The organism is Pseudomonas sp. C9D1 (assembly GCF_056491235.1).
This window is the reverse complement of sequence record NZ_JBSZIE010000002.1, coordinates 3,174,076-3,198,631: the sequence shown is the minus strand read 5'-3', so window position 1 is coordinate 3,198,631 and position 24,556 is coordinate 3,174,076. Positions and strand designations below refer to the sequence as shown.

Sequence of the window (24,556 nt, the reverse complement as noted above, 5' to 3'; positions counted from 1 at the left end):
CACCGGGCGACAAATCATCCCATCCGGAGGATCTGCCGCAGCCGCTCGGCGCTTTCCGGGTCGGCGGGGAACAGGGTCTCCAGGGCCAGCTCGGACAGGGTCACGTCCACCGGGGTGCCGAACACCGTGATGGTGCTGATGAAGCTGATCACCCCCAGGGGCGTATCCAGCTGCAGGGGCACCAGCACGCCGTCGGTGGGCAGGGGGGCGGTCGCGGGCGGTGCCGGGTAGGCGGCCAGTTCGTCGTAGAGGGCCTGCAGCTCTGCATCGCCGCTCACCTCGATGTCGTGCAGCAGCCGCTCCAGCAGGTGGGCGCGCCACTGGCCGAAGTTGACGATGCGCGGTGCCAGGCCCTCCGGGTGCAGGGTCAGGCGCAGCACGTTGAGCGGCGGGGCGAGCAGGGCTGGGGACGCGCCGGCGATCAGCGCCATCACCGCGCCGTTGGCCGCCAGCAGGTTCCACTGGCGGTCGATGGCCAGCGCCGGGTTCGGCTCGTGGGCCTTGAGCAGCTGCTCGATGGCCTGGCGCGCACCGGCCAGGGCCGGGTCGTCCAGGGTGCGCTGGGGGAACAGCGGCGCATAGCCGGCGGCGGCCAGCAGGCGGTTGCGTTCGCGCAGGGGAATGTCCAGCTGCTCGGCCAGGTGCAGGAGCATCTCGCGGCTGGGCTGGGCGCGCCCGGTTTCGACGAAGCTCAGGTGGCGCGTGGAAATCTCCGCGTCGCAGGCGAGGTCGAGCTGGCTGAGTCGGCGCCGCTGGCGCCATTGGCGCAACAGGGCGCCGACGGGATGGGTGGGTGCGTTCATGGCAGCGACGATAGTCGAGCCGGTGAGGCACGGCCATTACCTGGCAGGTAATCGACGCGATTCTCCGCTCGATGAATCCTGGCGACCAGGCACCGGCAACCGCCGGGCCGCTCATACCCAGGAGATTCGCCATGACCACCGTGCAACCCTCCCCCCTGCTGCGCCGCGCCCTGCAACTCGATGCCCTGGTCAGCGGCGGCGCCGGCCTGCTGATGACCCTGGGCGCCGGCCCGCTGTCGTCCCTGCTGGCGCTGCCCGCCGCGCTGCTCATCGGTGCCGGCCTGTCGATGCTGCCCTGGTGCGCCGTGCTGCTGTGGCTGGCCCGCCGCGAAACCCTGGACCGCCGCGCAGTGTGGGCGGTGATCGCGGTCAACGCCGTCTGGGTGGTGGACAGCCTCCTGCTGCTGGTCAGCGGCTGGGTGCAGCCGACCCTGCTGGGCCAGACCTTCGTGATCGCCCAGGCGCTGGCGGTGGTTCTGTTCGCCGAACTGCAGTTCTTCGGGCTCAAGCGCTCCACCGAAGCGGTCTGTGGATAACTCGGACATCCTGCCTTTTTCGCGAATGAACTCGCTCCCACCAGAGGGCGGGGTCGTGTATGGGTGGACGTCGCTCTTTACGTCCACCGCGATGCCGGGCCGGGTGGAGATGTGTCGGGCTGGCAGGGCGGGGCCGTAGGTTGGTGCCGAGCTTGCGAGGCCCAACGGTGCCAGGGTCCGGTCCGTTGCGTTGGGCCTCATGCTTCGGCCCAACCTACATTCCTGCGTTCCGCGCCCATGAAAAAGCCCCTCGGATGAGGGGCTTTGTCGTTGCGTCGCGACGATCAGCCGTGGGCGACGGGCTGCCAGGCCTTGGGCTTGAAGTACAGGGTCTCGCCACGGGCGAGGCCGACCAGGCTGTCGTGGTCCTTGACCACTTCGGCTTCGATCAGCTCGTCCTGGCCATCCACCTTCAGGGTCACCCGGGTGATGGCGCCGAGGGGGCGGATGTCGCGGACTTCGGCGGCCTGGTGCTCGTCCTCGGCCTCCTTGGACAGCGAGACTTCGTGGGGGCGGAACAGCACGTGGCGGTCATCGCCCAGCTGCAGGCGGTTGGAGTCGCCGAGGAAGTGGTAGACGAAGGGGCTCGCCGGCTTCTCGTAGACCTCGCCCGGGGAGCCGATCTGCTCGATCACGCCCTTGTTCATGACCACGATGCGGTCGGCCACTTCCATGGCTTCTTCCTGGTCGTGGGTGACGAACACGGAGGTCAGGTTGATCTCCTCGTGCAGGCGCGCCAGCCAGCGGCGCAGCTCCTTGCGCACCTTGGCGTCGAGGGCGCCGAAGGGTTCGTCCAGCAGCAGGATCTTCGGCTTCACCGCCAGAGCGCGGGCCAGGGCGATGCGCTGGCGCTGGCCGCCGGAGAGCTGCTCTGGGTAGCGGTCGGAAAGCCAGTCCAGCTGCACCATGTTGAGCAGCTCGTGGACCTTCTCGGCGATCTCCGGCTCGCTGGGGCGTTCGCCCTTGGGCTTCATGCGCAGGCCGAAGGCGACGTTGTCGAACACGCTCATGTGGCGGAACAGGGCGTAGTGCTGGAACACGAAGCCGACGTTGCGATCGCGCACGTCGTGCTGGGATACGTCCTCGCCGTGGAACACGATGTTGCCGGCGTCCGGGGTCTCCAGGCCGGCGATGATGCGCAGCAGGGTGGTCTTGCCGCAGCCGGACGGACCGAGCAGGGCCACCAGCTCGCCGCTGTGAATATCCAGGTTGATGTCGTTGAGCGCCTTGAAGGCGTTGAAGTTCTTGCTGACGTTACGGATTTCGATGCTCATGACTCACTCCTCATCAGCGCTGGATTTAAGACGGGACAAACGGGCCTCGCTCCACTGCTTGAGCAGCAGGATGACCAGCGCGAGGATCAGCAACAGGCTGGCGACGCTGAAGGCAGCGACGTGGTTGTACTCGTTGTAGAGAATCTCGACGTGCAGCGGCAGGGTGTTGGTGACGCCGCGGATGTGGCCGGAAACCACCGACACCGCGCCGAACTCGCCCATGGCGCGCGCGGTGCACAGCACCACGCCGTAGATCAGGCCCCATTTGATGTTGGGCAGGGTCACGTGCCAGAACATCTGCCAGCCGTTGGCGCCGAGCAGGCGCGCGGCCTCTTCTTCCTGGGTGCCCTGTTCCTGCATCAGCGGGATCAGCTCACGGGCGACGAAGGGCACGGTGACGAAGACGGTGGCCAGGACGATGCCGGGCAGGGCGAAGACGATCTGGATATCGCGGTCCGACAGCCACTCGCCGAAGTAGCCCTGGGCGCCGAACAGCAGCACGTAGATCAGGCCGGCGATCACCGGCGAGACCGAGAAGGGCAGGTCGATCAGGGTGACCAGGATGCTCTTGCCGCGGAACTCGAACTTGCTCACGCACCAGGCGGCGGCGACGCCGAACACCAGGTTCAGCGGCACCGAGATGGCCACGGCTATCACCGTCAGCTTCAGTGCGGCGAGGGCATCGGGCTCGAAGATGGCGGCGAAGAAGGTGCCGAAGCCCTGCTTCAGCGCCTCGCTGAGCACGATGTACAGCGGCAGCAGCAGGAAGATGCCGAACACCAGCCAGGCGCCGGCGATCAGCGCGCGCCGGCCCCACAGGTTGCCACGGCGGGCAGCGTTGGCGGAGGTGGCGGCGGTCAGGGTTGCACTACTCATGACGTGGGCCTCCTCAAGGGGTTTCGATGCGGCGCTGCAGCAGGTTGATCAGCAGCAGCAGGATGAAGGAGACCACCAGCATCAGCACGCCGATGGCGGTGGCGCCGGTGTAGTCGTACTGGTCCAGCTTGACCATGATCAGCAGCGGCAGGATCTCGGTCTTCATCGGCATGTTGCCGGCGATGAAGATCACCGAGCCGTACTCGCCCACGCCGCGGGCGAAGGCCAGGGCGAAGCCGGTCAGCCAGGCGGGCAGCAGCGCCGGCAGGAGGATGTGGCGGAACACCTGCAGCGGCTTGGCGCCCAGGCAGGCGGCGGCCTCTTCCACCTCGCGGGGGATGTCGGCCAGCACCGGCTGCACCGTGCGCACCACGAAGGGCAGGGTGACGAAGGTCAGCGCCAGGGTGATGCCCAGCGGGGTGTAGGCGATCTTGAAGCCCAGGTCGGTGGCGAACTGGCCCACCAGGCCGGCCGGCGCGTACAGCGCGGTGAGCGCGATACCGGCCACGGCGGTGGGCAGGGCGAAGGGCAGGTCGATCATCGCGTCGATGATCTTGCGGCCGGGGAAGTCGTAGCGCACCAGGACCCACGCCAGCAGCGTGCCGATCAGGCCGTTGAGCACGGCGGCGGCGAGCGCGGTGCCGAAGCTGAGCTTGAGTGCGGCGAGTACGCGGGGTGCGCTGATGATGTTCCAGAACTGCACCCAGGTGAGGTCGAAGGTCTTGAGGAACATGGCGCCCAGGGGAATCAGCACCAACAGGCTGAGATACACCAGGGTGTACCCCAGAGTCAGCCCGAAGCCGGGTATGACCGGGGAGATACGTCGAGACATCATCTGTCCTTTTTCTGCGTTGGAACGCTCAAGCCCGCCACCGGAATATCACCGGCCCGGGCACGGCAAAGGGAAGCTCGCGCTTCCCCTTGTCCGGGCGGGGCCTGCGCCCCACCCATTTTCTTGCAGCTTGCAGCTTGCAGCTTGCAGCTTGCAGCTTGCAGCTTCGGCTTATTGCGCCTGGTAGATCTGGTCGAAGATGCCGCCGTCGTTGAAGAACTTCGGTTGCGCTTCCTTCCAGCCGTTGAAGTCCTTGTCGACGGTCACCAGGTCCAGTTTCGGGAACTGCTTGGCGAACTCGGCGGCGACCTTCTCGTCACGGGGGCGGTAGAAGTTCTTCGCGGCGATGCGCTGGCCTTCCTCGCTGTACAGGTACTGCAGGTAGGCTTCGGCGACCTTGCGGGTGCCCTTCTTGTCGACGTTCTTGTCGACCACTGAAACCGGCGGCTCGGCGAGGATCGACAGGCTCGGCGCAACGATTTCGAAGTTCTCGCCGCCCTGTTCCTTGAGGGCCAGGAAGGCCTCATTTTCCCAGGCCAGCAGCACGTCGCCAATGTTGTTGTTGACGAAGGTGATGGTCGAACCGCGGGCGCCAGTGTCGAGAACCGGAACCTGCTTGTACAGCGCCTGTACGTATTCCTGTGCCTTGGCGTCGCTGCCGTACTGCTTCTTGGCCCAGGCCCAGGCGGCCAGGAAGTTCCAGCGGGCGCCGCCGGAGGTCTTCGGGTTCGGGGTGATGACTTCCACACCGGCCTTGGTCAGGTCGCCCCAGTCCTTGATGCCCTTGGGGTTGCCCTTGCGCACCAGGAACACGATGGTCGAGGTGTAGGGGGTGCTGTTCTGCGGCAGGCGGGTCTGCCAGTTTTCCGGGATCAGCTTGCCGAGTTTCTGCAGCTCGTCGATGTCGCCGGCCAGGGCCAGGGTCACCACGTCGGCCTTGAGGCCATCGATCACCGCGCGCGCCTGCTTGCCGGAACCGCCGTGGGATTGCTGGACCTTGAGGTCTTCACCGCCCTGGGCCTTCCAGTGATTGATGAAGGCGGCGTTGTACTCCTGGTACAGCTCGCGGGTCGGGTCGTAGGAAACGTTGAGCAGTTCGGTGGCGGCGGCGACCGGGCTGGCGACCAGGGTGGTGAGCAGGGCGCTGGCCAGGGTGGCCAGGGCGAAGCGGCGAATCGACATGGATGAAGCTCCTGAATTCTGAGTTTTTATGCTGTTGGCTAGGTTGTCTTTCAGGCGCGGCGGGCGTTCACGGTGCACGTCGCGGTCGACTCGGTTCGCGTATCGGGTTGACCCCTCCGGCGACTCGGTCGGGTGTTCGGGTCAGCTGTTCTTGCCGGCGGGCGGTTGCAGGCGGAATTTTTCCTTGCGCTCGATCTGCACCACCTGGCCGTTGTGCACGGTGATCTCGACGGCACCGAAACGCAGGCCGTGCAGGGCACTCTGGATTTCACGCAGGATGCTGGCTTCGTCCTGGCCTTCGAGGCTGCGGAGTGTTGCGCTCATGGTCATGCTCCTTGGATGGGATGCCCGCGTCGGTGAACAGGGGGTTCGCGTGGCTTGGGCGCATCTTAATCAGGGCATGAATATTCTTAAAAATACTGTTTAAGAATTTTTATATAACCAATGGTTAGATTGAGCCGGATCGCTCGGCGCCCTGCTGGCCAGAGGTCCGCCCGCTCCGGGCGGAGTGACGCGCGGCGGGCGTTGGCCCACCGGAGAGAAGGGGTCAGAGCAGGCTGATCTGTTGCGGGGTGGCGCCGCCCGAGGGGGAAAGCTGCCAGGCTTCCTCGAGCTGCTGGGCCGGCTGCGGGCGGCTGAACAGGTAGCCCTGGCCATGGTCGCAACCCAGGCCACGGAGGAAGTCGGCCTGGCGCTGGTGCTCGATGCCTTCGGCCAGCACCTCCAGGCCCAGGCTGTGGCCCAGCGCGGTAACGGCCTTGGCGATGGCGATGTCGTCGCGGTCGTCGGGCAGGTTCTGCACGAAGCTCTGGTCGATCTTCAGCTTGTGCACCGGCAGGCGCTTGAGGCGCTGCAGGGACGAATAGCCGGTGCCGAAATCGTCGATGGCCAGGCGCACGCCGAGCTTGCACAGGCGGTCGAGCAGCTCCAGGGCGGTGTCCGGGTCCTCCATCACCGCGCTCTCGGTGATCTCCAGCTCCAGGCGCCCCGGCTCCAGGCCGGTGTCGGCAAGCACGCGGGCGACGCGGGTGTCCAGTTCGCCACGGCTGAACAGCCGGCAGGACACGTTCACCGCGATGAACGACAGCTGCAGGCCGCGCTCGGTCCAGTCGCGCATCTGCCGGCAGGCACGCTCCAGAACCCAGGCGTCGATGGCGCCGATCAGGCCGCTTTCCTCGGCCACCGGCAGGAACTCCGCCGGCGGCACCAGGCCGCGCTGCGGGTGCTGCCAGCGCACCAGGGTCTCGACGCCGATCAGGTGGCCATCGGCCAGGTCGTGGATGGGCTGGAACACCAGGCGCAGCTCGTCCTGCTCCAGGCCCTGGCGCAGCGCGGTGACCAGCTCGACGCGCTGGCGCGCCTGCTCGGTCAGCTCCTGGCTATAGAAGGCAAAGGTCTCGCGGCCCACGCTCTTGGCCTTGAACAGTGCCGAGTCGGCGTTGCGCAGCACCTGCTCGACGTTCTCGGCATCCCCCGGAAACAGGCTGATGCCCAGGCTGGCGCTGATGAACAGGTTCTGCTCGGCCAGGTGGAAGGGCGCGGCCAGGCATTGCTGGATGCGCCCGGCGAGGTCCGCCGCCTGTTCCGGGCCGGAGCCCTCGCAGAGCAGGCCGAACTCGTCGCCGCCCAGGCGCGCCAGGGTCATGCCGCCGGTCATCAGGGTGGCCAGGCGCTCGCCCACCGCCTTGAGCAGCAGGTCGCCGTGGTTGTGGCCGAGGCTTTCGTTGATGTGCTTGAAGTGGTCGAGGTCCAGCAGGATCACCGTGCCCTCGCTGCCTTCCCGGCGGGCGCGCTCCAGGGCGTGCTCGACGCGCTCGGTGAATAGCAGGCGGTTGGGCAGGTTGGTCAGCGGGTCGTGGTGGGCCAGGTAGTCCAGCTCGTTCTGCGAGCGCTTGATGGCGCTGACGTCGGAGAACACCGCCACGTAATGGGTCAGCAGGCCGTCTTCGTCGTGGATGGCGCGGATGTTCTGCCACAGCGGGTACACCTCGCCGTTGTGCCGGCGGTTCCACACCTCGCCGCTCCAGGCATGGCGGTTCTTCAGGGCGTTCCACATCGACTGGTAGAAGGCCTCGTCGTGGCGGCCGGACTTGAACAGCACCGGGGTCTGCCCCAGCACCTCGCTCTCCTCGAAGCCGGTGATGCGGGCGAAGGCACGGTTGACGTGGACGATGCGCTGCTCGGCATCGGTGACCAGCACCCCTTCCTGGGTGGCGTCGAACACCGCGGCGGCCTGGCGCAGGCTGCTCTCCTGCTCGCGGCGGGCCTGCAGGTAGGCGCGCAGGCGGCGCATGTGCAGGCACACCAGCAGGTACAGCAGGCCGCTGGTGACCGCCACGAAGAGCAGCCCCTTGGCCGACTGCAGCAGCTCCAGGCGGCTGCCATCGGGGCTCAGCAAGGGCAGCAGATGGTCGCTGAAGAGTATCCAGGCGCTGGCGAGGAGGAAGTAGGGCAGCACCAGTTTCACGGCGCTGAGCTTGGGTTTCATAGGTGAGTCGAGGCCATGCCAGATGTGATCGGTTTCGCATTATAGATGAATGGAGATTCATCTCTTTCTTATCTAAAGAACAGGATGGTTTTCTCACAATTCATGGGGATAATGCCGGTGTTTGTCCGACAACCTCGCCCTTCCTTCCCCCGAGGCTACGCACTCCATGTGGTACAACGGTTTTCTCGATCTGTCGGTGTGGCAACTGGTGGCAGCCACCCTGGTGATGACGCATATCACCATCGTCGGCGTCACGGTCTACCTGCACCGCTATTCCGCCCATCGCTCCCTGGAACTGCACCCGGCGCTGAAGCACTTCTTCCGCTTCTGGCTGTGGCTGACCACCGCGATGAACACCCGCGAATGGACCGCGATCCACCGTAAGCACCACGCCAAGTGCGAAACCGTCGACGACCCGCACAGCCCGGTGATCAAGGGCCTGGGCACCGTCCTGCGCCGCGGCGCCGAGTTGTACCGCGAGGAGGCCGAAAACGAAGAGACCCTGCGCATCTACGGCAAGAACTGCCCGGATGACTGGCTCGAACGCAATGTCTACTCCCGCTACCCCCTGGGTGGCGTGTTCCTGATGGCGGCCATCGACCTCGCCCTGTTCGGCGTCGCCGGCATCACCATCTGGGCGGTGCAGATGATGTGGATCCCGGTCTGGGCCGCCGGCGTCATCAACGGCCTCGGCCACGCCGTCGGCTACCGCAACTTCGAATGCCGCGACGCCGCCACCAACCTGGTGCCCTGGGGCATCCTCATCGGTGGCGAAGAGCTGCACAACAACCACCACACCTACCCGAACTCGGCCAAGCTGTCGGTGAAGAAGTGGGAATTCGACCTGGGCTGGGCCTGGATCAAGCTGTTCAGCTTCCTGCGCCTGGCCAAGGTGCAGCGCGTGGCGCCCATCGCCCACCGCGTGGAAGGCAAGGGCAGCCTGGACATGGACACCGCCATGGCCATCCTCAACAACCGGTTCCAGATCATGGCGCAGTACCGCAAGCTGGTGATCGCGCCCCTGGTGAAGCAGGAACTGGCCAAGGCCGACGAGTCGGTGCGCCACCTGTTCCGCCGCGCCAAGCGCCTGCTGTCCCGCGAGACCAGCCTGCTGGACGAACGCCACCATGCGCGCATCGCCGCCATGCTGGAGCAGAGCCAGGCGCTGAAGGTGATCTACGAGAAGCGCCTCGCCCTGCAGCACATCTGGGTCAAGACCAGCGCCAACGGCCACGACATGCTCGAAGCCATGAAGCAATGGGTGCACGAGGCTGAGGCCAGCGGCATCCAGTCGCTGCGCGACTTCGCCGAGCAGCTCAAGACCTACTCGCTGCGCCCGGCCGCCACGGCCTGATCGCAACGACCCCGAAGAAGGCCGGCCATTGCCGGCCTTTTTCATGGGCGTGTCCCGCAGGTTGGTGCCGAGCCCGCGAGGGCCAACGATGCGTGCCCGCCCCTTCGCGAATGAATTCGCTTCTCCGGGAGAGGGGCGAGGTGTTGGTGTGTGGGGCGAGTCCGCTTGGTGGATAGAAGAGCGCTATCCACCCTACCCAGCGGGGAAGTCCGTGCGGGCACGAGCTGCCAGGCGATGTAGGGTGGACCCCGCTTCACCGGTCCACCGCTGCGGGGTTGGGCCCCTGCCATCTGTAGAAGCGGCTTCAGCCGCGAAAGACTCACCGCCGTCCCCCTGCTGCGTGTGGCTGGACACTCCATCGCGAATGAATTCGCTCCTACCCTCCCACTCCCACCTGCACCGCCCACACACGCCTGGTTCTGAAACGCGGCCAAAAAAAACCGCCCGGGGGAGGGCGGCTGGAACAAGACGTCGAAAGGAGCAATCACATCGACGTCAGGAGGTAAGGAGGAGGTGGAGCGGGTCGATCAGCTGTCCTGGCCGGACTCGGCCTTGCGCTCGGTGCCTTGCTTGGCGATGGCCTGCTGTTGGGCGGCGTCCTGGGCGCGCTGCTCATACTGCGCATTTCGCGCAACAAAGGCGGACGACTCTTCGGCGAAGGAGAACTGGGTGAAGGACAGGGCGAAAGCGGTGAAAGCGGCAGTAACAAAGAGATTGCGTTGCATAGCGTGATCCTCGGCGGGATGCATCTGGAAACCGAGGCCATCTTAGGGGCCGGGCCGGCGGCGAAAAACCACGGCCCAGGTGAATCACAATTGCTTCTAGCGCAACAATTGTGTGCGCACGGCCCAGTGGCGCGGGTCGTCCAGCACGGCGTCGTCCTGGGCGAACAGCGGCGGCAGCTCGGCCTTGAGGAAGTCCACCCAGGTCCTGATCTTGGCGTCGAGGAAGCGCCGTGACGGGTAGATCGCATAGATGTTGCGCTCGCGCAGGCGATGTTCCGGCAGCAGGCGCAACAGCGTGCCGTCGCGCAGCGGCTGGCAGGCGACGAAGGAGGGCAGCAGGCAGAAGCCCATGCCCGCCTGGGCGGCGCGGGCCAGGGACTCGGCGACGTTGACCTGGAAGGCCTCCGCCGGCAGCACGTCGAACTCGCCATCCGTGCCCTGCAGCACCCAGTTGTCCTGGTAGAGCGGGTCCAGCAGGCGCAGGTAGCGGTGATGGCGCAGGTCCGCCGGGCCCTTGGGTACGCCGTGCTTCTCCAGGTAGCCCGGTGATGCGCAGACCACGCTGTACATCTGCCCCAGGGACTGCGCCACCATCTGCGAATCCGGCAGTTCGCGGGCGAAGGTCAGCACCACGTCCTGGCCGTCCTCCAGCGGGTCGGGGTTGCGCTGCGACAGGGTCAGGTCGACCACCACCTCCGGGTACAGCTCGGTGTAGCGCGCCACCAGGCCGGTGAGGTGCTGCAGGCCGAGCCCGGTCATGGTGTGCACCCGCAGCCGGCCGCTGGGCTTGAGGTGTGCGCCACGCGCCTCGGCAGCGGCCTGGTCCACTTCGTTGAGGATGGAGCGGCTGCGCTGCAGGTAGCGCTCGCCCACCTCGGTCAGTGCCAGGCGCCGGGTGGTGCGGTGCAGCAGGCGTGCCTGCAACTGCTGCTCCAATTCGGAAACCAGCCGCGAGACCTGCGCGGTGGAGAGGTCCAGCGCCTGCGCCGCTGCGGTGAAGCTGCCGGTCTCGATGACGCGAACGAACACACGCATGCTGTTCAGGGTGTCCATTGTTACTCCTCGCGCAAGGCTGATTCTCGAAGGGCGCTGATTATCCAGGAAACGCCGGTAAATATACTGCCAGCCCTGAGCTGTTTGCCGTTTTACCGGATCACCGCCCATCGCCCCGTCCGCGGGCACCGCGGCAACACCGGTCCGCCCTGTACTTCCGAGGTATCCATGACCCCCGATCAAAGGTTCGCCCGCCGGGTGCGGAGCGCCATTGCGGCCTTCGTGCTGCTGTTCGTCTACTTCCTCGCGGCCGACCTGTGGATGCCCATCACCCCCCAAGCCCAGCTGACGCGCCCGGTGCTGCGCCTGGCGCCCCGGGTCAGCGGCCAGGTGCTGGACATCGTCGTCGGCAACAACGCCCATGTGCAGGCCGGGCAGCTGCTGTTCCGCCTCGACCCCGAGCCCTTCCGCCTTGCCGTCAACGCCGCCGAGCTGGCCCTGGAGCAGGCCGCCCAGGACAACGCCGAGCTCGATGCCAGCCTCGCCGCCGCCCGTGCCGACAAGCTCGCCGCCGATGCCTCGGCCCAGGAGCTGGCGCGCGAGACCGAACGCCTCGGCAAGCTGGTGGCCAGCCAGCACGTCTCCCGCCAGCTGTTCGAGCAGACCCAATCCCAGCGTGCCGCCGCCAGCGCCAAGGTGGCCGCCGCCAGTGCGCGCATCCACCAGCTGGCCGCCGAGCGCGGTGCGGCGGGCGACGACAACCTGCGCCTGCGCCAGGCCCGCAATGCCCTCGACCAGGCCCGCCTGCAACTGCAGTACAGCGAAGTCCGCGCCGAGCGCGCCGGCACCCTGAGCAACCTGCAACTGTCCCCCGGCGCTTTCGTCGCCGCCGGCAGCCCGGTGGCCGCGCTGGTGGCCGATGAGGCCGACGTCAGTGCCGACTTCCGCGAGAAGGCCCTGCGCTACGTGGGCCTGGGCGATGGCGCCAGCGTGGTGTTCGACGCCCTGCCCGGGCGCATCTTCGCGGCGCGGGTCAGCGCCATCGACGCCGGCGTCAAGGAAGGCCAGCTGGACGCCAACGGCGACCTCGCCGCCCCCGCCACTTCCGATCGCTGGGTGCGCGACGCCCAGCGCCAGCGCCTGCACGTGCTGCTGGAGGCGCCCCCGGAAGCGCCCCTGCCCAGCGGCGCCAAGGCCACGGTGCAGCTCTACCCCCACGAATCGCCCCTGGCCACCTTCTTCGGCCGGGTGCAGATCCGCCTCATCAGCCTGCTGCACTACATCTACTGATGACGCGCCCGGCCCTCAGCGAGAACGGCCTGCGCCAGTGCCTGCGCCTGGCCTGCGGCGGCACCCTCGGCCTGTTCGTGTGCAAGCTGATGGGCTGGGACAACGGCTCGTTCTTCTGCGTCTACCCCATGCTGCTGCTGGGCCTGGTGCCCACCATCAACGCCCATGTGATCCGCCAGTTCCTCGCCCAGGCGGTGCTGGTGAGCCTGGAGACGCTGGTCATCTACGGCCTGTTCGGCGACCGCCCGATGCTCATCGTGCCCCTGGTCTTCGCCGCCTTCCTCTGGCGCTTCAGCCTCATGGCGCGCGGCCCGCTGTTCATGTTCGGCGCCCTGGGCTGCGTGTTCCTCTCCATGCAGCTGCACTTCGCCAGCTACCCCGAAACCCACCTCTACGACCTGGTGGCCAGCAATCTGGTGGCCGCCTGCCTCACGGTGCTGATCGCCTGGCTGATGTTCTTCCTCTTCCCCGATGCCGAGCCCCGCGAGCCGCGCACTCCGCCGGCCAAGGACCTGCCCAGCCAGCGCCACGAAGCGCTGCTCGGCGCCTGCATCGCCACCCTGTCGTTCATCCTCTTCCAGACCTTCGACCTGAAGGATTCGCTTTCCGCGCAGATCGCCTCGATCCTGGTGCTCTTCCCCATGCACTGGAACGGCATCCGCTTCGCCGGGCGCATCCGCGCCCTCGGCACCATGCTCGGCTGCCTCATCGGGCTGGTGCTGCAACTGCTGCTCTACGACCACTACGACGTGCTACCGCTCGTCGCCTCGCTGTACTGGATAGCGGCGTTTTTCTGTGCCCGAGTGCACGTATTGGAGGGGGCGCAGGGAATCGGCTTCGGCGCGCTGACAACTTTGGCGATTGTTTTCGGTCAATACCTGACGCCGAGTCACGACATGATGTTCAGCCTGGCCTATCGGCTCAGTTCGGTTTGCGTTGCGGTCTTCATCACCCTGCTTGCGGTGTTCGTTCTGCACCGCCTGTTCAACCGTTTTGCAGCCATTCGTCACCAGAGTCATGCCTGACCGCGGCCACCCATGCCCGCCGCTTCGTTGTGGGCGTAACGTGACCCGAATACGCGAAGGCAGGCTATGGGCCGGATGGAAAACTTCGAGGAAACCCCCAGCGAGCTGGAAAAGCTGACCCTGGCACTGCTGCACAGCCGTGGCGAGGTGGAACGCCTGCGCGAACGCGAACTGCTGTTCAACAGCCTGCTGGGCAGCGTCAACGCCGTGCTCTGGGCGTTCGACTGGGACGCGCAGAAGATCATCTACGTCAGCCCCCACTACGAGCGCATGTTCGGCCGCCCGGCCGAGCTGCTGATGGTGGACTTCAACGAGTGGCGCAACTGCATCTACCCCGACGACGTCGAGTACGCCGCGCGTAGCCTTGCCGAGGTGCTCACCAAGGGCGCGGTGGAAGTGCGCGAGTACCGCATCATCCGTGGTGACGGCCAGGTGCGCTGGCTCAGCGACAAATGCTTCGTCAGCCGCCAGGGCCAGGCCGGGCAGAGCACCCTGGTGGTGGGCATCGCCGAGGACATCACCGAGAAGAAGACCCTGGAGGCCGAGCTGCAACGCCTGGCCACCACCGACGTGCTGACCGGCACCAGCAACCGCCGGCACTTCTTCGAATGCGCCCAGCGCGAATTCGATGTGGCCGAGCGCTACGAACGGCCCCTGGCCTTCCTGCTGCTGGATATCGATGACTTCAAGAAGATCAACGACACCTACGGCCACCAGGTGGGTGATCTGGTGCTGCAGCGCATCGCCCAGTGCGGCGCCGGCGCCCTGCGCCGGGTCGACCATTTCGGGCGCATTGGCGGCGAGGAATTCGCCGCGGTATTCCCCGGCTGCGACCCGGCCCAGGCCCTGCAGGTCGCCGAGCGCCTGGAGCGCGAAGTGCAGCGCCTGTCGTTCAGCGCCGCCGGCCAGATCTTCAGCGTCACTCTCAGCCAGGGCCTGACCACCCTGCGCCCCGGCGACACCCTGGAACACCTCTACGCCCGCGCCGATGAAGCCATGTACACCGCCAAGCGCAGCGGCAAGAACCGCATCGTCCCGGTCTAGCTGCCCCGGTTGCACGCTGCACCGTAGGTTGGTGCCGAGCGTAGCGAGGCCCAACGCAGCGGCCTGCAACCTCGCCGTGTTGGGCGGCCTTCCGTAGGGTGGGCTTCAGCCCACCGCAGGTGGTTCACCGGAGCCTTGGGGCAAGGGCGAGCCGAGGTGCAACGCCGCTCCCCTTTCGCGAATGAATTCGCTCCCACAAGAACGCTCTGCTGTTGCCCCTATGGCTGGAACGGCGATTCGCTGAGGATCACCCCGGTCTCGTCCACATAGCGCTGCCACGCCTCGATCAGCCCGGCCAGGGCTTCCGGCCGTTCCTGGGCCAGGTCGTGGATTTCCCCCGGGTCCTTTTCCAGGTCATAGAGCTGCCAGGTTTCCGGGCCCACCGGCGCGGGGAGGTATACGGCCTTGAGGTGACCTTGGCGGATGGCGCGCATGCCGAACAGCTCCCAGCCGGTGACCGTTTTCTCGTCATGCACCTGGGGCGTCTCGCCCGAGAGGTAGCCCAGCCAGGAGCGCCCGCGCACCGGTGCCACCTCGCGGCCCTGCCAGCGGGTGCCCGGGTGGCGCACGCCGGCCAGGTCCAGCACCGTGGGGGTGATGTCCATCACCGTGGAAAATACCGGGCTGACCTGCTTCTGCCGCTGCAGCTGTGGATAACGCACCAGGGCCGGCACGCGGATGCCGCCCTCGGTGGTGAAGGCCTTGTACAGGCGCGACGGCGCGGTGGCCGCCTGGGCCCAGCGCGGCCCGTACCAGACATAGGAGTTGGCGCGTCCGATGTTCTCCAGGCTGTTGTCGTAGTGCTGGTCGAGGAAGCTCTTCAGGTTCGGGCCGAACTTGGGGAAGGCCTCCAGCAGCGCGCCCTCGGCACCGTTGTCGGACATGAAGAGAATGAAGGTGTCGTCCTCCAGCCCCTGCTGGCGCAGGTAGTCCAGCACCCGGCCGATGTTCCAGTCCATGCGCTCCACCATGGCTGCGTAGACCTCCATGGTCCGCGCCGACACCTGGCGCTCCTCGTCGCTCAGCGCCTCCCACTCGGCGCTGATGGCGCGCACCGGGTGCGCCTCCACGTCCTGCGCCACCAGGCCCAGGGCCTTGAGCTTCTCCAGGCGTTCCAGGCGCAGCGCCTCGGGGCCGGCGTCGTAGCGGCCGCGGTAGTTATCCACAACCTCGGCGGGCGCCTGCAGCGGCCAGTGCGGGGCGGAGAAGGGCAGGTAGGCGAAGAAGGGGCGGCTCTGGTCGCGCTCCTTGAGGTACTGGATCAGCTTGTCGCCGAAGGCGTCGGAGGAATAGAAGCCCTCCGGGAGCTGGTCGATGAAGCGGTCGTCCTCGACGTACAGCGCCGGCGTCGCCTTGAGGATGCCCGGCGTGCTGGCGTCGTAGGGCGGCTCGTAGCCGTAGTGGTTGGCCGCACCCGGCAGCAGCGAAAAGGAGCGCTCGAAGCCCCGCGCATGGGGCGCGCGCTCGGCGGTCAGGCCCAGGTGCCACTTGCCGGACATCAGCGTCTGGTAGCCGGCCTCGCGCAGCGCCACCACGCGGTCGTTGAGGTAACCCTCGTAGCCCGGCTTGCCGATCAGCTCCGGGGTCAGCGCCTCGGCCATGGTGCCGATGCCGGCGATATGGTGGTCGGTGCCGGTGAGCAGCATCGAACGGGTCGGCGAGCAGGTGGGCGCGGTGTGGAAATCGGTCAGGCGCAGGCCGTCGAAGGCCAGGCGGTCCAGGTTCGGCGTGGCGATCTCACCGCCGAAGGCACCGAGGTCGGAAAAACCCAGGTCGTCGGCGACTATCACCAGGAAGTTGGGGCGTTTGCTCATCCAGCGTTCTCCAAAGGGTCTACAGGGCGATGAATTCGAGGGGCAGGTCGGCGACGCGCGGCGGCACCGGCGGCTGGTAGTCACCCTCGCCGGTCAGCTGGTGCAGCAGGGCTTCGCGCACCCGGTGGAAGTCGTGGCCGGTGCGCTGGCGCGGGCGCGGCAGGTCGATGTCCACCACCTGCTTGATGCGCCCCGGGCGTGGCGCCATCACCACCACGCGGTCGGCCAGGTAGATGGCTTCCTCGGCGTCGTGGGTGACCAGGAGGGTGGTGATGCGCTGGCGCTTGCGGATGGCCAGCAGCTCGTCCTGCATCTGCTGGCGGGTGAGGGCGTCGAGGGCGCCGAAGGGCTCGTCCAGCAGCAGGATGCGCGGGCTCGCCACCAGGCCCCGGGCGATGGCCACGCGCTGGGCCATGCCGCCGGACAGCTGGTGCGGGTAGGCGCTCTCGAAGCCGCTCAATCCCACCAGCTGCACGAACTGGTGGATGCGCCGGGCGCGCTCGCCCTGCTCGATGGGTTCGTTGACCAGGCCCAGGCCGATGTTCTGGCTGACCGTCAGCCAGGGGAACAGGCGGTGCTCCTGGAACACGATGCCGCGTTCGCCGCCGATGCCGCGCACCGGCTTGCCGTCCACTTCGATGCGGCCGCTGAAGTCGGTATCCAGCCCCACCAGCAGGCGCAGCAGGGTGGACTTGCCGCAGCCGCTGGAGCCGACGATGGCGATGAACTCGCCCTCCTCGACATCCAGGCTGAAGTCCTCGATGGCCTGGAAGGGCTGGCCGTCCACCTGGAACACCTTGCCGACCCCGGCGAAGCTCAGGGTGGGCGGCGCGGAAACGGGCTGGTTGGCCGCTTCGGCGGCACTGCGGTTGAAGGCGTTCATGCGGTTCTCCAACGCGTGGCGCGGGTTTCGATGCGTTGTCCGAGAGTGCCCAGCAGGGCGCCGACCAGGCCCACCAGCAGCATGGCCGCCATCACCTGGTCCATGCGGAACAGCTGCTGCGCGCCGAGCATGTAGCTGGCGATGCCGCCGTCCGAGGGCATGAAGTATTCGGCGCCGATGGTGCCCAGCCAGGCGTAGATCAGCGACAGGCGCAGGCCGGCGAAGATGGCCGGCGCGGCGCCCGGCAGCACCAGCAGGCGCAGGCGCTTGCCCAGGCCCAGGCGCAGCACCTGCGCGGCTTCGCCCAGTTGCGGCGAAAGCCCGGCGACGCCGCGCTGGGTGGCGATGAACAGGGGGAAGAAGGCTGCCAGGCTGACGAAGGCCAGCTTGGCCGCCTCGCCCAGGCCGAACCAGGCGGTGAGCAGCGGCACCCAGGCGAAGATCGCCACCTGGCGCAGGGCCGAAAGGCCCGGCCCGGCCAGGCGCTCGGCCAGGGTGGAAAGCCCCAGCAGCAAGCCCAGCAGCAGGCCGGAGGCGCCGCCGATCAGCAGCCCGAGCAGGGCCCGTTGCAGGCTGGCGGCCATGGCCGTGGGCAGGCTGCCGTCGGCCAGGCCCAGCTGCAGGCTGCGCAGCACGTCCAGCGGCGAGGCGAGGATATTGGCGTCGACCCAGCCGAAGCCGGCGGTGGCCTGCCACAGCACGACGATGGCCAGGGGCAGCAGCCCGGCCTGCACACGTTGCCAGCCCTGCAGCCGCGGGCCCCGGGGTTGCTGGCCGGTGGCCGGGTGGGGCCAGAACAGCAGCAGGGCGTCGAGACGGTTGATGCCGCGATCCATCAGCGCGCCCACCAGGCCGATCACCAGGATGCAGACGAACACCAGGTCGAGCATGAACAGCTGGCGGCCCCAGACCATCAGGTAGCCGATGCCCTCGCTGGAGGCCAGCAGCTCCACCGCCAGCAGCGAGGTCCAGCCGGTGGCCAGGGCCAGGCGCAGCCCGGCCATGAAGGCGGGCAGGGCGCCGGGCAGCACCAGGCGCCAGAACAGCAGGTGCGGCGGCAGGCGCAGCACCGCGGCGGCTTCGCGCAGGCGCGGTTGGGCATCACGCACGCCCACCAGCACGTGCAGGGTTACCGGCACCACCACCGCCTTGATCAGCACCACCAGCTTGAGGGTTTCGCCGATGCCGAAGAACAGCATGAACAGCGGGATCCAGGCCAGGGTGGGAATCTGCGCCAGGGCCACGAAGGTCGGGTAGACCAGCGCCTCGGCCCGCCGCGAAAGCCCCAGCCAGCTGCCCAGCAGCACGCCACCGGTGACACCGGCGAGCAGCCCCCAGAGCAGGCGCTGCAGACTTATCCACAGGTGGCCCCAGAGCTCGCCGGAGCCGAACTCCAGGGCGCTCTGCCAGACCACCGCCGGTGCCGGGAGGATCTGCTCGGACATCCACAGCCGCTCCGAGGCCACCCACCAGAGCAGGAACAGGCCGAGGGGCAGCAGCCAGGGCAGGGCCCAGGCGAAGCCGTGCAGGCTCGGGGTCGGCAACGTGAAGCGGGGGGCCGGCTGGAGGGCGGGCAGCGTCTGGATCTTGCTCATCGGGTCTCCCGGCGCTTGGGCTCTAATGTTATTTCCGTATGGAATATAAAATTCGGATATCCATTTATTTATGGATAAGAGCGTCATTTGTGGGGGAGGGCCGGGGCAGCGGCAAATGCCTTTGTTGAATATTTTTTATGCATTCCCTGCATAGCGGCCCACAGGGCGCGGCTCGCCTGATTTATGCATTCGGGTTATCAAAAAATGAATTTTTATTATTTTATTGCCGATAGCCCCTGTGCCTATCTAGCCGCCACATGACCCCCAGCGCAGGAGCGCCTCCCATGAAAACCCTGATCAACAGCGTCCTCGGGCTGTTCGCCCCAACCGTGCTGGCGGGCGTGCTCGGTGCCGCCCCGCTGCTGGCCCAGGCCGCCGAGGCGCCGAAGGAAATCCGCATCGCCGTGCCCGACCTCAGTGCCGGCAGCCAGCACAGCGGCGGGGGCGTGGTGGACGTGCTGCGCAGCCGGAACATCCTCGAACAGGAGTTCGCCAAGGACGGCATCAAGGTCCAGTGGCTGTTCTTCAAGGGCGCGGGCCCGGTGGTCAACGAGGCCCTCGCCAACGGCCAGGTGGACTTCGCCTACCTGGGCGACCTGGCCGCCATCATCGGCAAGGCCAGCGGCCTGGATACCCGGCTGCTCAGCGCCACCGCGCGCGGGGTGAAAAGCTACCTGGGCGTGGTGCCCGGCTCGGGCATCAAGACCCTGGAAGACCTCAAGGGCAAGCGCGTCGCGGTGTTCCGCGGCACTGCCAACCAGCTGTCCTTCGCCAACGCCCTGGCCAGCCGCGGCCTCTCCGAACGCGACTTCAAGGTGATCAACCTCGACTTCAACGCCGCCAACGCGGCCCTGGCGGCCAAGCAGGTGGATGCCTCCTGGGGCCTGGCCGGGCTGATCGCCCTGCGCGACAAGGGCCTCGCCGAACTGCCCCTGAGCACCCGCGACCTGGACGGCGCCGGCAGCACCCAGGCAGTGCTGGTGGGCACCGGCGCCTTCGTCCGCGACTACCCGGAAGTGACGGCACGGCTGATCAAGGCCCAGCAGCAGGCGGTGCAATGGCTGCGCGACGATGAGAACAAGCAGGCCTACGTCGAACTGGTGTCCAGCCTGGCCAGCTACCCGGTGGGCATCCTCGGCACCGACCTCAAGGATGAAAGCTTCAACACCCTCTTCGACCCGCAGCTGGATGCCGACTTCCTCGCCCGCCTGCAGAAGGGCGTCGACTTCGCCGCCGAACAACGGCTGATCCGCAAACCGTTCAAGGTGGCCGACTGGAACGAACCGCGCTTCCTCGATGCCGCCTTGAAGGAACCGGTGCAGGCATCGCGTTAAGGCCGCCCAATACAGGGTGCCGGCCCTGTTCGCGAATGAATTGGCTCTGTCTGCGTTAAGTGTTTCTAGAAGATTTTTGTCCAGCTGATTGCCGAGTTTTGTTGGTACTTCTGGTTTCGCCCACCCGGGCGAGTCCCTTTTAACAATCGCCTTAAAAGGAACCAAAAGGGCTTGCCCCATCATCCGGCCCCGGCTTCGCCGGGGTTCCCTCACTCCATCGTTGCTCTGGGGGCCGGCGCGATGGGCCATCCATGGCCTGGCGCGCCTCTCGCGGCATCCATGCCGCTCGTCCCCCGGCGCAACGACTGCGTTCGGCCTCCTGGAGGGGCGTTGGCGGCTGCTCCAACTTTCTTCGCTCGAACCCTCACATTGATGTGCGCAGTAACCCAGCGCACGTTCGTAGGATGGCGTAGAGCGAAGCGAAACCCATGCGGTGGAGGTGGCACGAATCCTTGGGCGCCCGGAAAGCACGGTGCTTGAGCGCTTGCATTAAAACCACAACAGCTAACGCACACAGAGCCAATGAATTCGCTCCCACGAAAACCTCGACCGCTGCGGGGTGGACGTCGCTCTTCACGTCCACCTGCGGAGCTTCCGGCAACTCCGTGCCTCGTAGGTTGGCGCCGAGCGCAGCGAGGCCCAACACAACGGTGCCGAACCCTTTCGCGAATGAATTTGCTCCCACGAAAAGCCCGACCGCTGCGTAGGGGGGACGTCGCTCTTTACGTCCACCAGCGGAGTGTCCGACAGCCCCCGTGGTGGACCGATAAAGCGTGGTCCACCCACATCCCTTGATGGACCGAGGTCCGGCGGGCGGACTTAGGCACTGCGCCGCGCTTCTTCCGCTTCGATTCCGTCCAGCTCGACGATGAGCTCGATCAGCGCCCGCGCGGCGGGGGAGAGGCGGTAGCCGGTGCGGGTGACGATGCCGCAGCGGGCGGAGAGGCTTTCCAGGTTCTCCGGCAGGTTGCGGAAGCTCAGCAGCGCCAGCTCACCGCTCTCCAGCAGCGGTGCCAGGGTCTCCAGCATGCCCACGCCCACGGCGTCGGTCTGGCGCACCACCTGCACCAGCGCCGGCACGTGCTCGCACTCCAGGTTGAGGTCGAAATCCGCCTTGCCGCTGAAGCCTGCCAGCAGCTTGCGGATGCCCGCCGGCAGCCGGGTGGCGGCCAGCGGGTAGTCGAACATGTCGTTGGTGGAGAGGCTTTCCTTGGCCAGCAGCGGGTGCCCCCGGCGGCAGAAGAAGCGGCCGTTGCGCGGGGTCAGTTCGCGGGTCTGGAAGTTCGGGTCGATCTCGAACTGACGGATGTCGGCGATGAAGAACTCGATCTCGTCCCGGGCCAGCAGGCGTCCCAGGGTTTCCCAGTTGTTCACCTCGAAGCGGGTGGTGATGCGCGGGTGGCGGCTGATGAAGGCGGCCAGGGCGTCGGGCACCAGCTTGGCCGCCGGTGCCGGCCCGCAGCCGAAGTGCAGCTCGCCGGCATCGAGCTTGGTCATCTGGTTGATTTCGCGGGTCAGGTTGCTCGCGCCCTGCACCAGGCGCAAGGCGTGCTGCAGCACCACCTGGCCTTCCGGCGTGGGGCGCAGGTCCTTGTTGCCACGGTCCACCAGCTGGCAGCCGAAGGCCTGCTCCAGGCCCTGGATGCTGCGGCTGAACGCCGGCTGGGTAATGCCCATGGCATCGGCCGCACGGACGAAACTGCGGTGTTCCACCAGGGCGATGAAGTAACGGAGTTGGCGCAGATCCATCATGCTTTACCGGCATCGAAAATATAGGTCGAAGGCATTTGCCCGCGTATGGGTGCTGGTTTTAAATGCAGGCTCTTATTCCGTCAACGAAGCTTGTTTAGATAAATAAGATTAAAAAGGAATAAGTATATGGCCCAGCCCGAAGGGGGATACCCGATGACCACGCCAGCCCGACTTCCCGTCTCCGCCATGACCCGGCTTCTCGCGCCGCTCATGCGCCGCTGTCGCTGACAGCCGAACCCTGAGCCCGGTGGCCCTGCGCGCCACCTGACGCTCCCCCGAACCCACGCCGCCCCGACCGTCGCCCTGCGTGCGATGCGGGCCCGCTCTGCCCGGAAAAAGCCGGGCCCCGAACAAGGACCGCCCCATGAGCCACCGCCGTACCGCTTTCCCCTCGTCCCTCGCCAGGCCGCTCGCGCTGCAGCGCCTGGCCGCCGTGGACTATGCACTGACCCTGCTGCTGGCCCTGGGCGCGGGGAGCGCCTGGGCCGCCGACAACGGCACCGAGCAGCAAGTGGACAAGGATGTCGCCCTGCAGAAGGTCACCGTCACCGCCCGCCGCCGCGAGGAAGACGTGCAGGACGTGCCCACGCCCATCACCACCCTCAGCGGCGCCACCCTGGAAACCCAGCGCGTGTACAAGGTGCAGGACCTGCAGCAGGTGCTGCCCAGCGTCAACGTCGCCTTCATCCACGCGCGCCAGTCCAGCGTCGCGGTGCGCGGCATCGGCAACAACCCGGCCAGCGATGGCCTCGAAGGCAGCGCCGGGGTCTACCTGGACAACGTCTACCTCGGCCGCCCGGGCATGGCGGTGTTCGACCTGCTGGACATCGAGCAGCTGGAACTGCTGCGTGGCCCCCAGGGCACCCTGTTCGGCAAGAACACCACCGCCGGCGTGCTCAACATCAGCACCCGCGCACCCATCTTCAGCCCCGAGCGCACGGTGGAGGTCTCCGGTGGCCAGGACGGTTACTTCCAGGCCAAGGGCACGGTCAACGGCGCCCTCAGCGAAACCCTCGCCGCGCGCCTGTCGGCCTACCGCACCCGCGACGACGGCTTCATCAAGAACATCCACAACGGCGATGACCTCAACGGCGGCGAGCGCCAGGGCGTGCGCGGGCAGTTCCTCTTCGAGCCCAACGAGGACTTCAGCCTGCGCTGGATCAACGACTACAACGAGGAGGATTCCAGCACCGGCACCATGGTCGTCTACGGCGCGCCGGCGCGTTACTGGCAGCGCGCGGCCCTGGTGGGCGCATCACCGGTGCGCGACCCGGACGACAGGAAGGTCAACATCGACGGCCGCCAGAGCGTCAGCGTGCACCAGGGCGGCAGCTCGGTGGAGGCCAACTGGAACCTCGCCGGCGGCTACACGCTCACCTCCATCAGCGCCTACCGCTACTGGCACTTCACCCCGGCCAACGACGAGAGCCTCAACGTGCCGGCGCTGCTCAACACCGGGGTGGAGGTGCACGACCGCCAGTTCTCCCAGGAGATCCGCCTGGCCTCGCCCACCGGCGGCGCCTTCGACTACGTGGTCGGTGCCTACGTGTTCAACCAGAACCTGGGCAACAAGACCTTCACCGACTACGGCTCACAAGCCGACCTGTTCCTGCTCGGCGCCAATCTGGGCGCCATCAACAACGTCAGTACCAAGGCCAACGGCAAGATCGAGACCGACAGCTACGCGCTGTTCGCCCAGGGCACCTGGCACCTCACCGACCGCCTCGACTTCACTGCCGGCCTGCGCGGCACCTACGAAGAGAAGGACGCCAACATCAAGCGCTTCGCCCCCGTGGGCGGTGCTGCCGTCACCGGCCAGGCCGCCGCCATCCGCGCAGCGCAACTGGGCGCCTATGACTCGGGCGACCTCAGCCTGCACAACGCCGCGCCGTCCTTCCTGCTGAGCCTGGCCTACAGGTTCGACGAGGATTTGCTGGGCTACGCCTCCCTGGCCCATGGCGAGAAATCCGGCGGGGTGAACCTGGCGGTGGGCTCGGCCCCGGTGGCCGGCGCCGACTCGCTGCTGGTCGGGCCGGAGCGCGCCAACGACGCCGAACTGGGCTTCAAGAGCACGCTGCTCGACCGTCGCCTGCTGCTCAACGCCAACCTGTTCTGGACCGGCATCCACGGCTACCAGGCCACCACCCTGTACCAGGCGCCGGGCTCCACCAACGTCGTGCAGGTGCTGGCCAACGCCGGCAGCGTGCGCTCGCGCGGCCTGGAGTTCGAAGCCACCGCACTGCCCGTGCGCGGCCTCACCCTGAACGTCAACGGCTCCTACAACGACGTCACCTACCTCAGCTTCAAGGACGCCCCGTGCCCCGGCGAGGTGAGCACCGCCCCCGGCGCCCCGGCCACCTGCGACCTCACCGGCGAGCGCGTGGTCGGCGCCTCGAAATGGATCGCCAACCTCAGCGGCGAATACAAATGGCAGCTGGAGAACCGCATCGAGCCCTACCTCACCGCCAGCTATTCGTACCGCTCCGAGGCCGAAGGCACCCTGGACAACTCCGACCTCTCGAAGATCGACGGCTACGGCCTGGTCAACCTCTCGGCCGGCGTGCGCCGTGACTTGGGCGACGGCCAGGTGGACGCCTCCATCTGGGTGCGCAACGCCACCGACACCGACTACTACCTCAGCGCCTTCGCCTACCTGAACGGCGCCTACACGGCCTCGGTGGGCGCCCCGCGCACCGCCGGCGTCTCCCTGCGCTACGACTTCTGACCCCCAGCAGCACCCACCCAACGCGAGGACC

At 67.1% G+C, this 24,556-nt stretch carries 20 protein-coding genes; 7 read left to right on the top strand and 13 right to left on the bottom strand.

Features of this window, described 5'->3' with window-relative positions:
• Window positions 1-14 precede the first annotated feature (14 nt).
• Complete coding sequence (locus tag ACXI0U_RS22820; RefSeq protein WP_316924464.1) at window positions 15-803, bottom strand: MmyB family transcriptional regulator; 789 nt, start codon at window positions 801-803, stop codon at window positions 15-17.
• Between the two features lie 131 nt (window positions 804-934).
• Here ACXI0U_RS22820 and ACXI0U_RS22815 point away from each other — a divergent pair, with 131 nt between their 5' ends.
• Complete coding sequence (locus ACXI0U_RS22815) at window positions 935-1,339, top strand: hypothetical protein (protein ID WP_316924463.1); 405 nt, start codon at window positions 935-937, stop codon at window positions 1,337-1,339.
• 284 nt (window positions 1,340-1,623) lie between these two features.
• Here the strand turns inward: ACXI0U_RS22815 and ACXI0U_RS22810 are convergent, their stop codons facing one another.
• The 6 genes from ACXI0U_RS22810 to dibA form a co-directional block, all read right to left on the bottom strand.
• On the bottom strand, window positions 1,624-2,613 hold the full coding sequence (locus ACXI0U_RS22810; protein ID WP_021217928.1) for a sulfate/molybdate ABC transporter ATP-binding protein: 990 nt from the start codon (window positions 2,611-2,613) through the stop codon (window positions 1,624-1,626).
• Window positions 2,614-2,616: 3 nt separating this feature from the next.
• Entirely contained in the window at window positions 2,617-3,489 is an 873-nt protein-coding gene (gene cysW, locus ACXI0U_RS22805) for a sulfate ABC transporter permease subunit CysW (RefSeq protein ID WP_431482957.1), read from the bottom strand.
• Window positions 3,490-3,502: 13 nt separating this feature from the next.
• Entirely contained in the window at window positions 3,503-4,321 is an 819-nt protein-coding gene (cysT, locus tag ACXI0U_RS22800) for a sulfate ABC transporter permease subunit CysT (RefSeq protein WP_021217926.1), read from the bottom strand.
• Window positions 4,322-4,492: 171 nt separating this feature from the next.
• Entirely contained in the window at window positions 4,493-5,503 is a 1,011-nt protein-coding gene (locus ACXI0U_RS22795; RefSeq protein ID WP_479550865.1) for a sulfate ABC transporter substrate-binding protein, read from the bottom strand.
• A 141-nt stretch (window positions 5,504-5,644) separates the two neighbouring features.
• Complete coding sequence (gene oscA, locus ACXI0U_RS22790) at window positions 5,645-5,827, bottom strand: sulfur starvation response protein OscA (RefSeq protein ID WP_021217924.1); 183 nt, start codon at window positions 5,825-5,827, stop codon at window positions 5,645-5,647.
• A 223-nt stretch (window positions 5,828-6,050) separates the two neighbouring features.
• A complete protein-coding gene (gene dibA, locus ACXI0U_RS22785) occupies window positions 6,051-7,991 on the bottom strand; it encodes a phosphodiesterase DibA (RefSeq protein WP_479550864.1) in 1,941 nt (646 codons plus the stop codon).
• Window positions 7,992-8,157: 166 nt separating this feature from the next.
• Between dibA and desA the strand changes: the two genes are divergently transcribed.
• Window positions 8,158-9,345 carry a delta-9 fatty acid desaturase DesA gene (gene desA, locus ACXI0U_RS22780; RefSeq protein ID WP_021217922.1) on the top strand — a complete coding sequence of 396 codons (1,188 nt, stop codon included), beginning with the start codon at window positions 8,158-8,160 and terminating at the stop codon, window positions 9,343-9,345.
• A gap of 527 nt (window positions 9,346-9,872) precedes the next feature.
• Here desA and ACXI0U_RS22775 read toward each other — a convergent pair.
• Window positions 9,873-10,070, bottom strand: coding sequence for a hypothetical protein (locus ACXI0U_RS22775; RefSeq protein ID WP_021217921.1), 198 nt, complete (start codon window positions 10,068-10,070; stop codon window positions 9,873-9,875).
• 96 nt (window positions 10,071-10,166) lie between these two features.
• The gene (locus tag ACXI0U_RS22770; RefSeq protein ID WP_021217920.1) at window positions 10,167-11,123 is read right to left on the bottom strand and encodes a LysR family transcriptional regulator; all 957 of its coding nucleotides are present in this window, start codon (window positions 11,121-11,123) and stop codon (window positions 10,167-10,169) included.
• A 168-nt stretch (window positions 11,124-11,291) separates the two neighbouring features.
• On the opposite strand from ACXI0U_RS22770, the gene ACXI0U_RS22765 reads away from it, so the two are divergent.
• From ACXI0U_RS22765 to ACXI0U_RS22755, 3 genes are all read left to right on the top strand, one after another.
• On the top strand, window positions 11,292-12,353 hold the full coding sequence (locus ACXI0U_RS22765; RefSeq protein ID WP_374979353.1) for an HlyD family secretion protein: 1,062 nt from the start codon (window positions 11,292-11,294) through the stop codon (window positions 12,351-12,353).
• Window positions 12,353-13,378 carry a DUF2955 domain-containing protein gene (locus ACXI0U_RS22760; protein ID WP_479550863.1) on the top strand — a complete coding sequence of 342 codons (1,026 nt, stop codon included), beginning with the start codon at window positions 12,353-12,355 and terminating at the stop codon, window positions 13,376-13,378. The genes ACXI0U_RS22765 and ACXI0U_RS22760 overlap by 1 nt, the downstream gene beginning before the upstream one ends.
• 75 nt (window positions 13,379-13,453) lie before the next feature.
• Window positions 13,454-14,422, top strand: a complete 969-nt coding sequence (locus ACXI0U_RS22755) for a GGDEF domain-containing protein (RefSeq protein WP_031287200.1) — start codon at window positions 13,454-13,456, stop codon at window positions 14,420-14,422.
• A gap of 218 nt (window positions 14,423-14,640) precedes the next feature.
• On the opposite strand, the gene ACXI0U_RS22750 is transcribed toward ACXI0U_RS22755, so the two are convergent.
• From ACXI0U_RS22750 to ACXI0U_RS22740, 3 genes are read right to left on the bottom strand one after another with little or no spacing between them, the layout of a single operon-like run.
• Window positions 14,641-16,236 carry an arylsulfatase gene (locus ACXI0U_RS22750; protein WP_479550862.1) on the bottom strand — a complete coding sequence of 532 codons (1,596 nt, stop codon included), beginning with the start codon at window positions 16,234-16,236 and terminating at the stop codon, window positions 14,641-14,643.
• Between the two features lie 19 nt (window positions 16,237-16,255).
• Window positions 16,256-17,119: an ABC transporter ATP-binding protein gene (locus tag ACXI0U_RS22745; RefSeq protein ID WP_374979351.1), complete on the bottom strand. Its 864-nt coding sequence runs from the start codon at window positions 17,117-17,119 to the stop codon at window positions 16,256-16,258.
• Complete coding sequence (locus tag ACXI0U_RS22740) at window positions 17,116-18,714, bottom strand: ABC transporter permease (protein WP_479550861.1); 1,599 nt, start codon at window positions 18,712-18,714, stop codon at window positions 17,116-17,118. Before ACXI0U_RS22740 ends, ACXI0U_RS22745 begins: the two co-directional genes overlap by 4 nt.
• A gap of 284 nt (window positions 18,715-18,998) precedes the next feature.
• Between ACXI0U_RS22740 and ACXI0U_RS22735 the strand changes: the two genes are divergently transcribed.
• Window positions 18,999-20,048, top strand: a complete 1,050-nt coding sequence (locus ACXI0U_RS22735) for an ABC transporter substrate-binding protein (RefSeq protein ID WP_374979349.1) — start codon at window positions 18,999-19,001, stop codon at window positions 20,046-20,048.
• An 819-nt stretch (window positions 20,049-20,867) separates the two neighbouring features.
• On the opposite strand, the gene ACXI0U_RS22730 is transcribed toward ACXI0U_RS22735, so the two are convergent.
• Complete coding sequence (locus tag ACXI0U_RS22730; RefSeq protein ID WP_271659395.1) at window positions 20,868-21,797, bottom strand: LysR family transcriptional regulator; 930 nt, start codon at window positions 21,795-21,797, stop codon at window positions 20,868-20,870.
• Between the two features lie 367 nt (window positions 21,798-22,164).
• On the opposite strand from ACXI0U_RS22730, the gene ACXI0U_RS22725 reads away from it, so the two are divergent.
• Window positions 22,165-24,525 carry a TonB-dependent receptor gene (locus tag ACXI0U_RS22725; RefSeq protein WP_479550860.1) on the top strand — a complete coding sequence of 787 codons (2,361 nt, stop codon included), beginning with the start codon at window positions 22,165-22,167 and terminating at the stop codon, window positions 24,523-24,525.
• The last annotated feature ends 31 nt before the right edge of the window (window positions 24,526-24,556 follow it).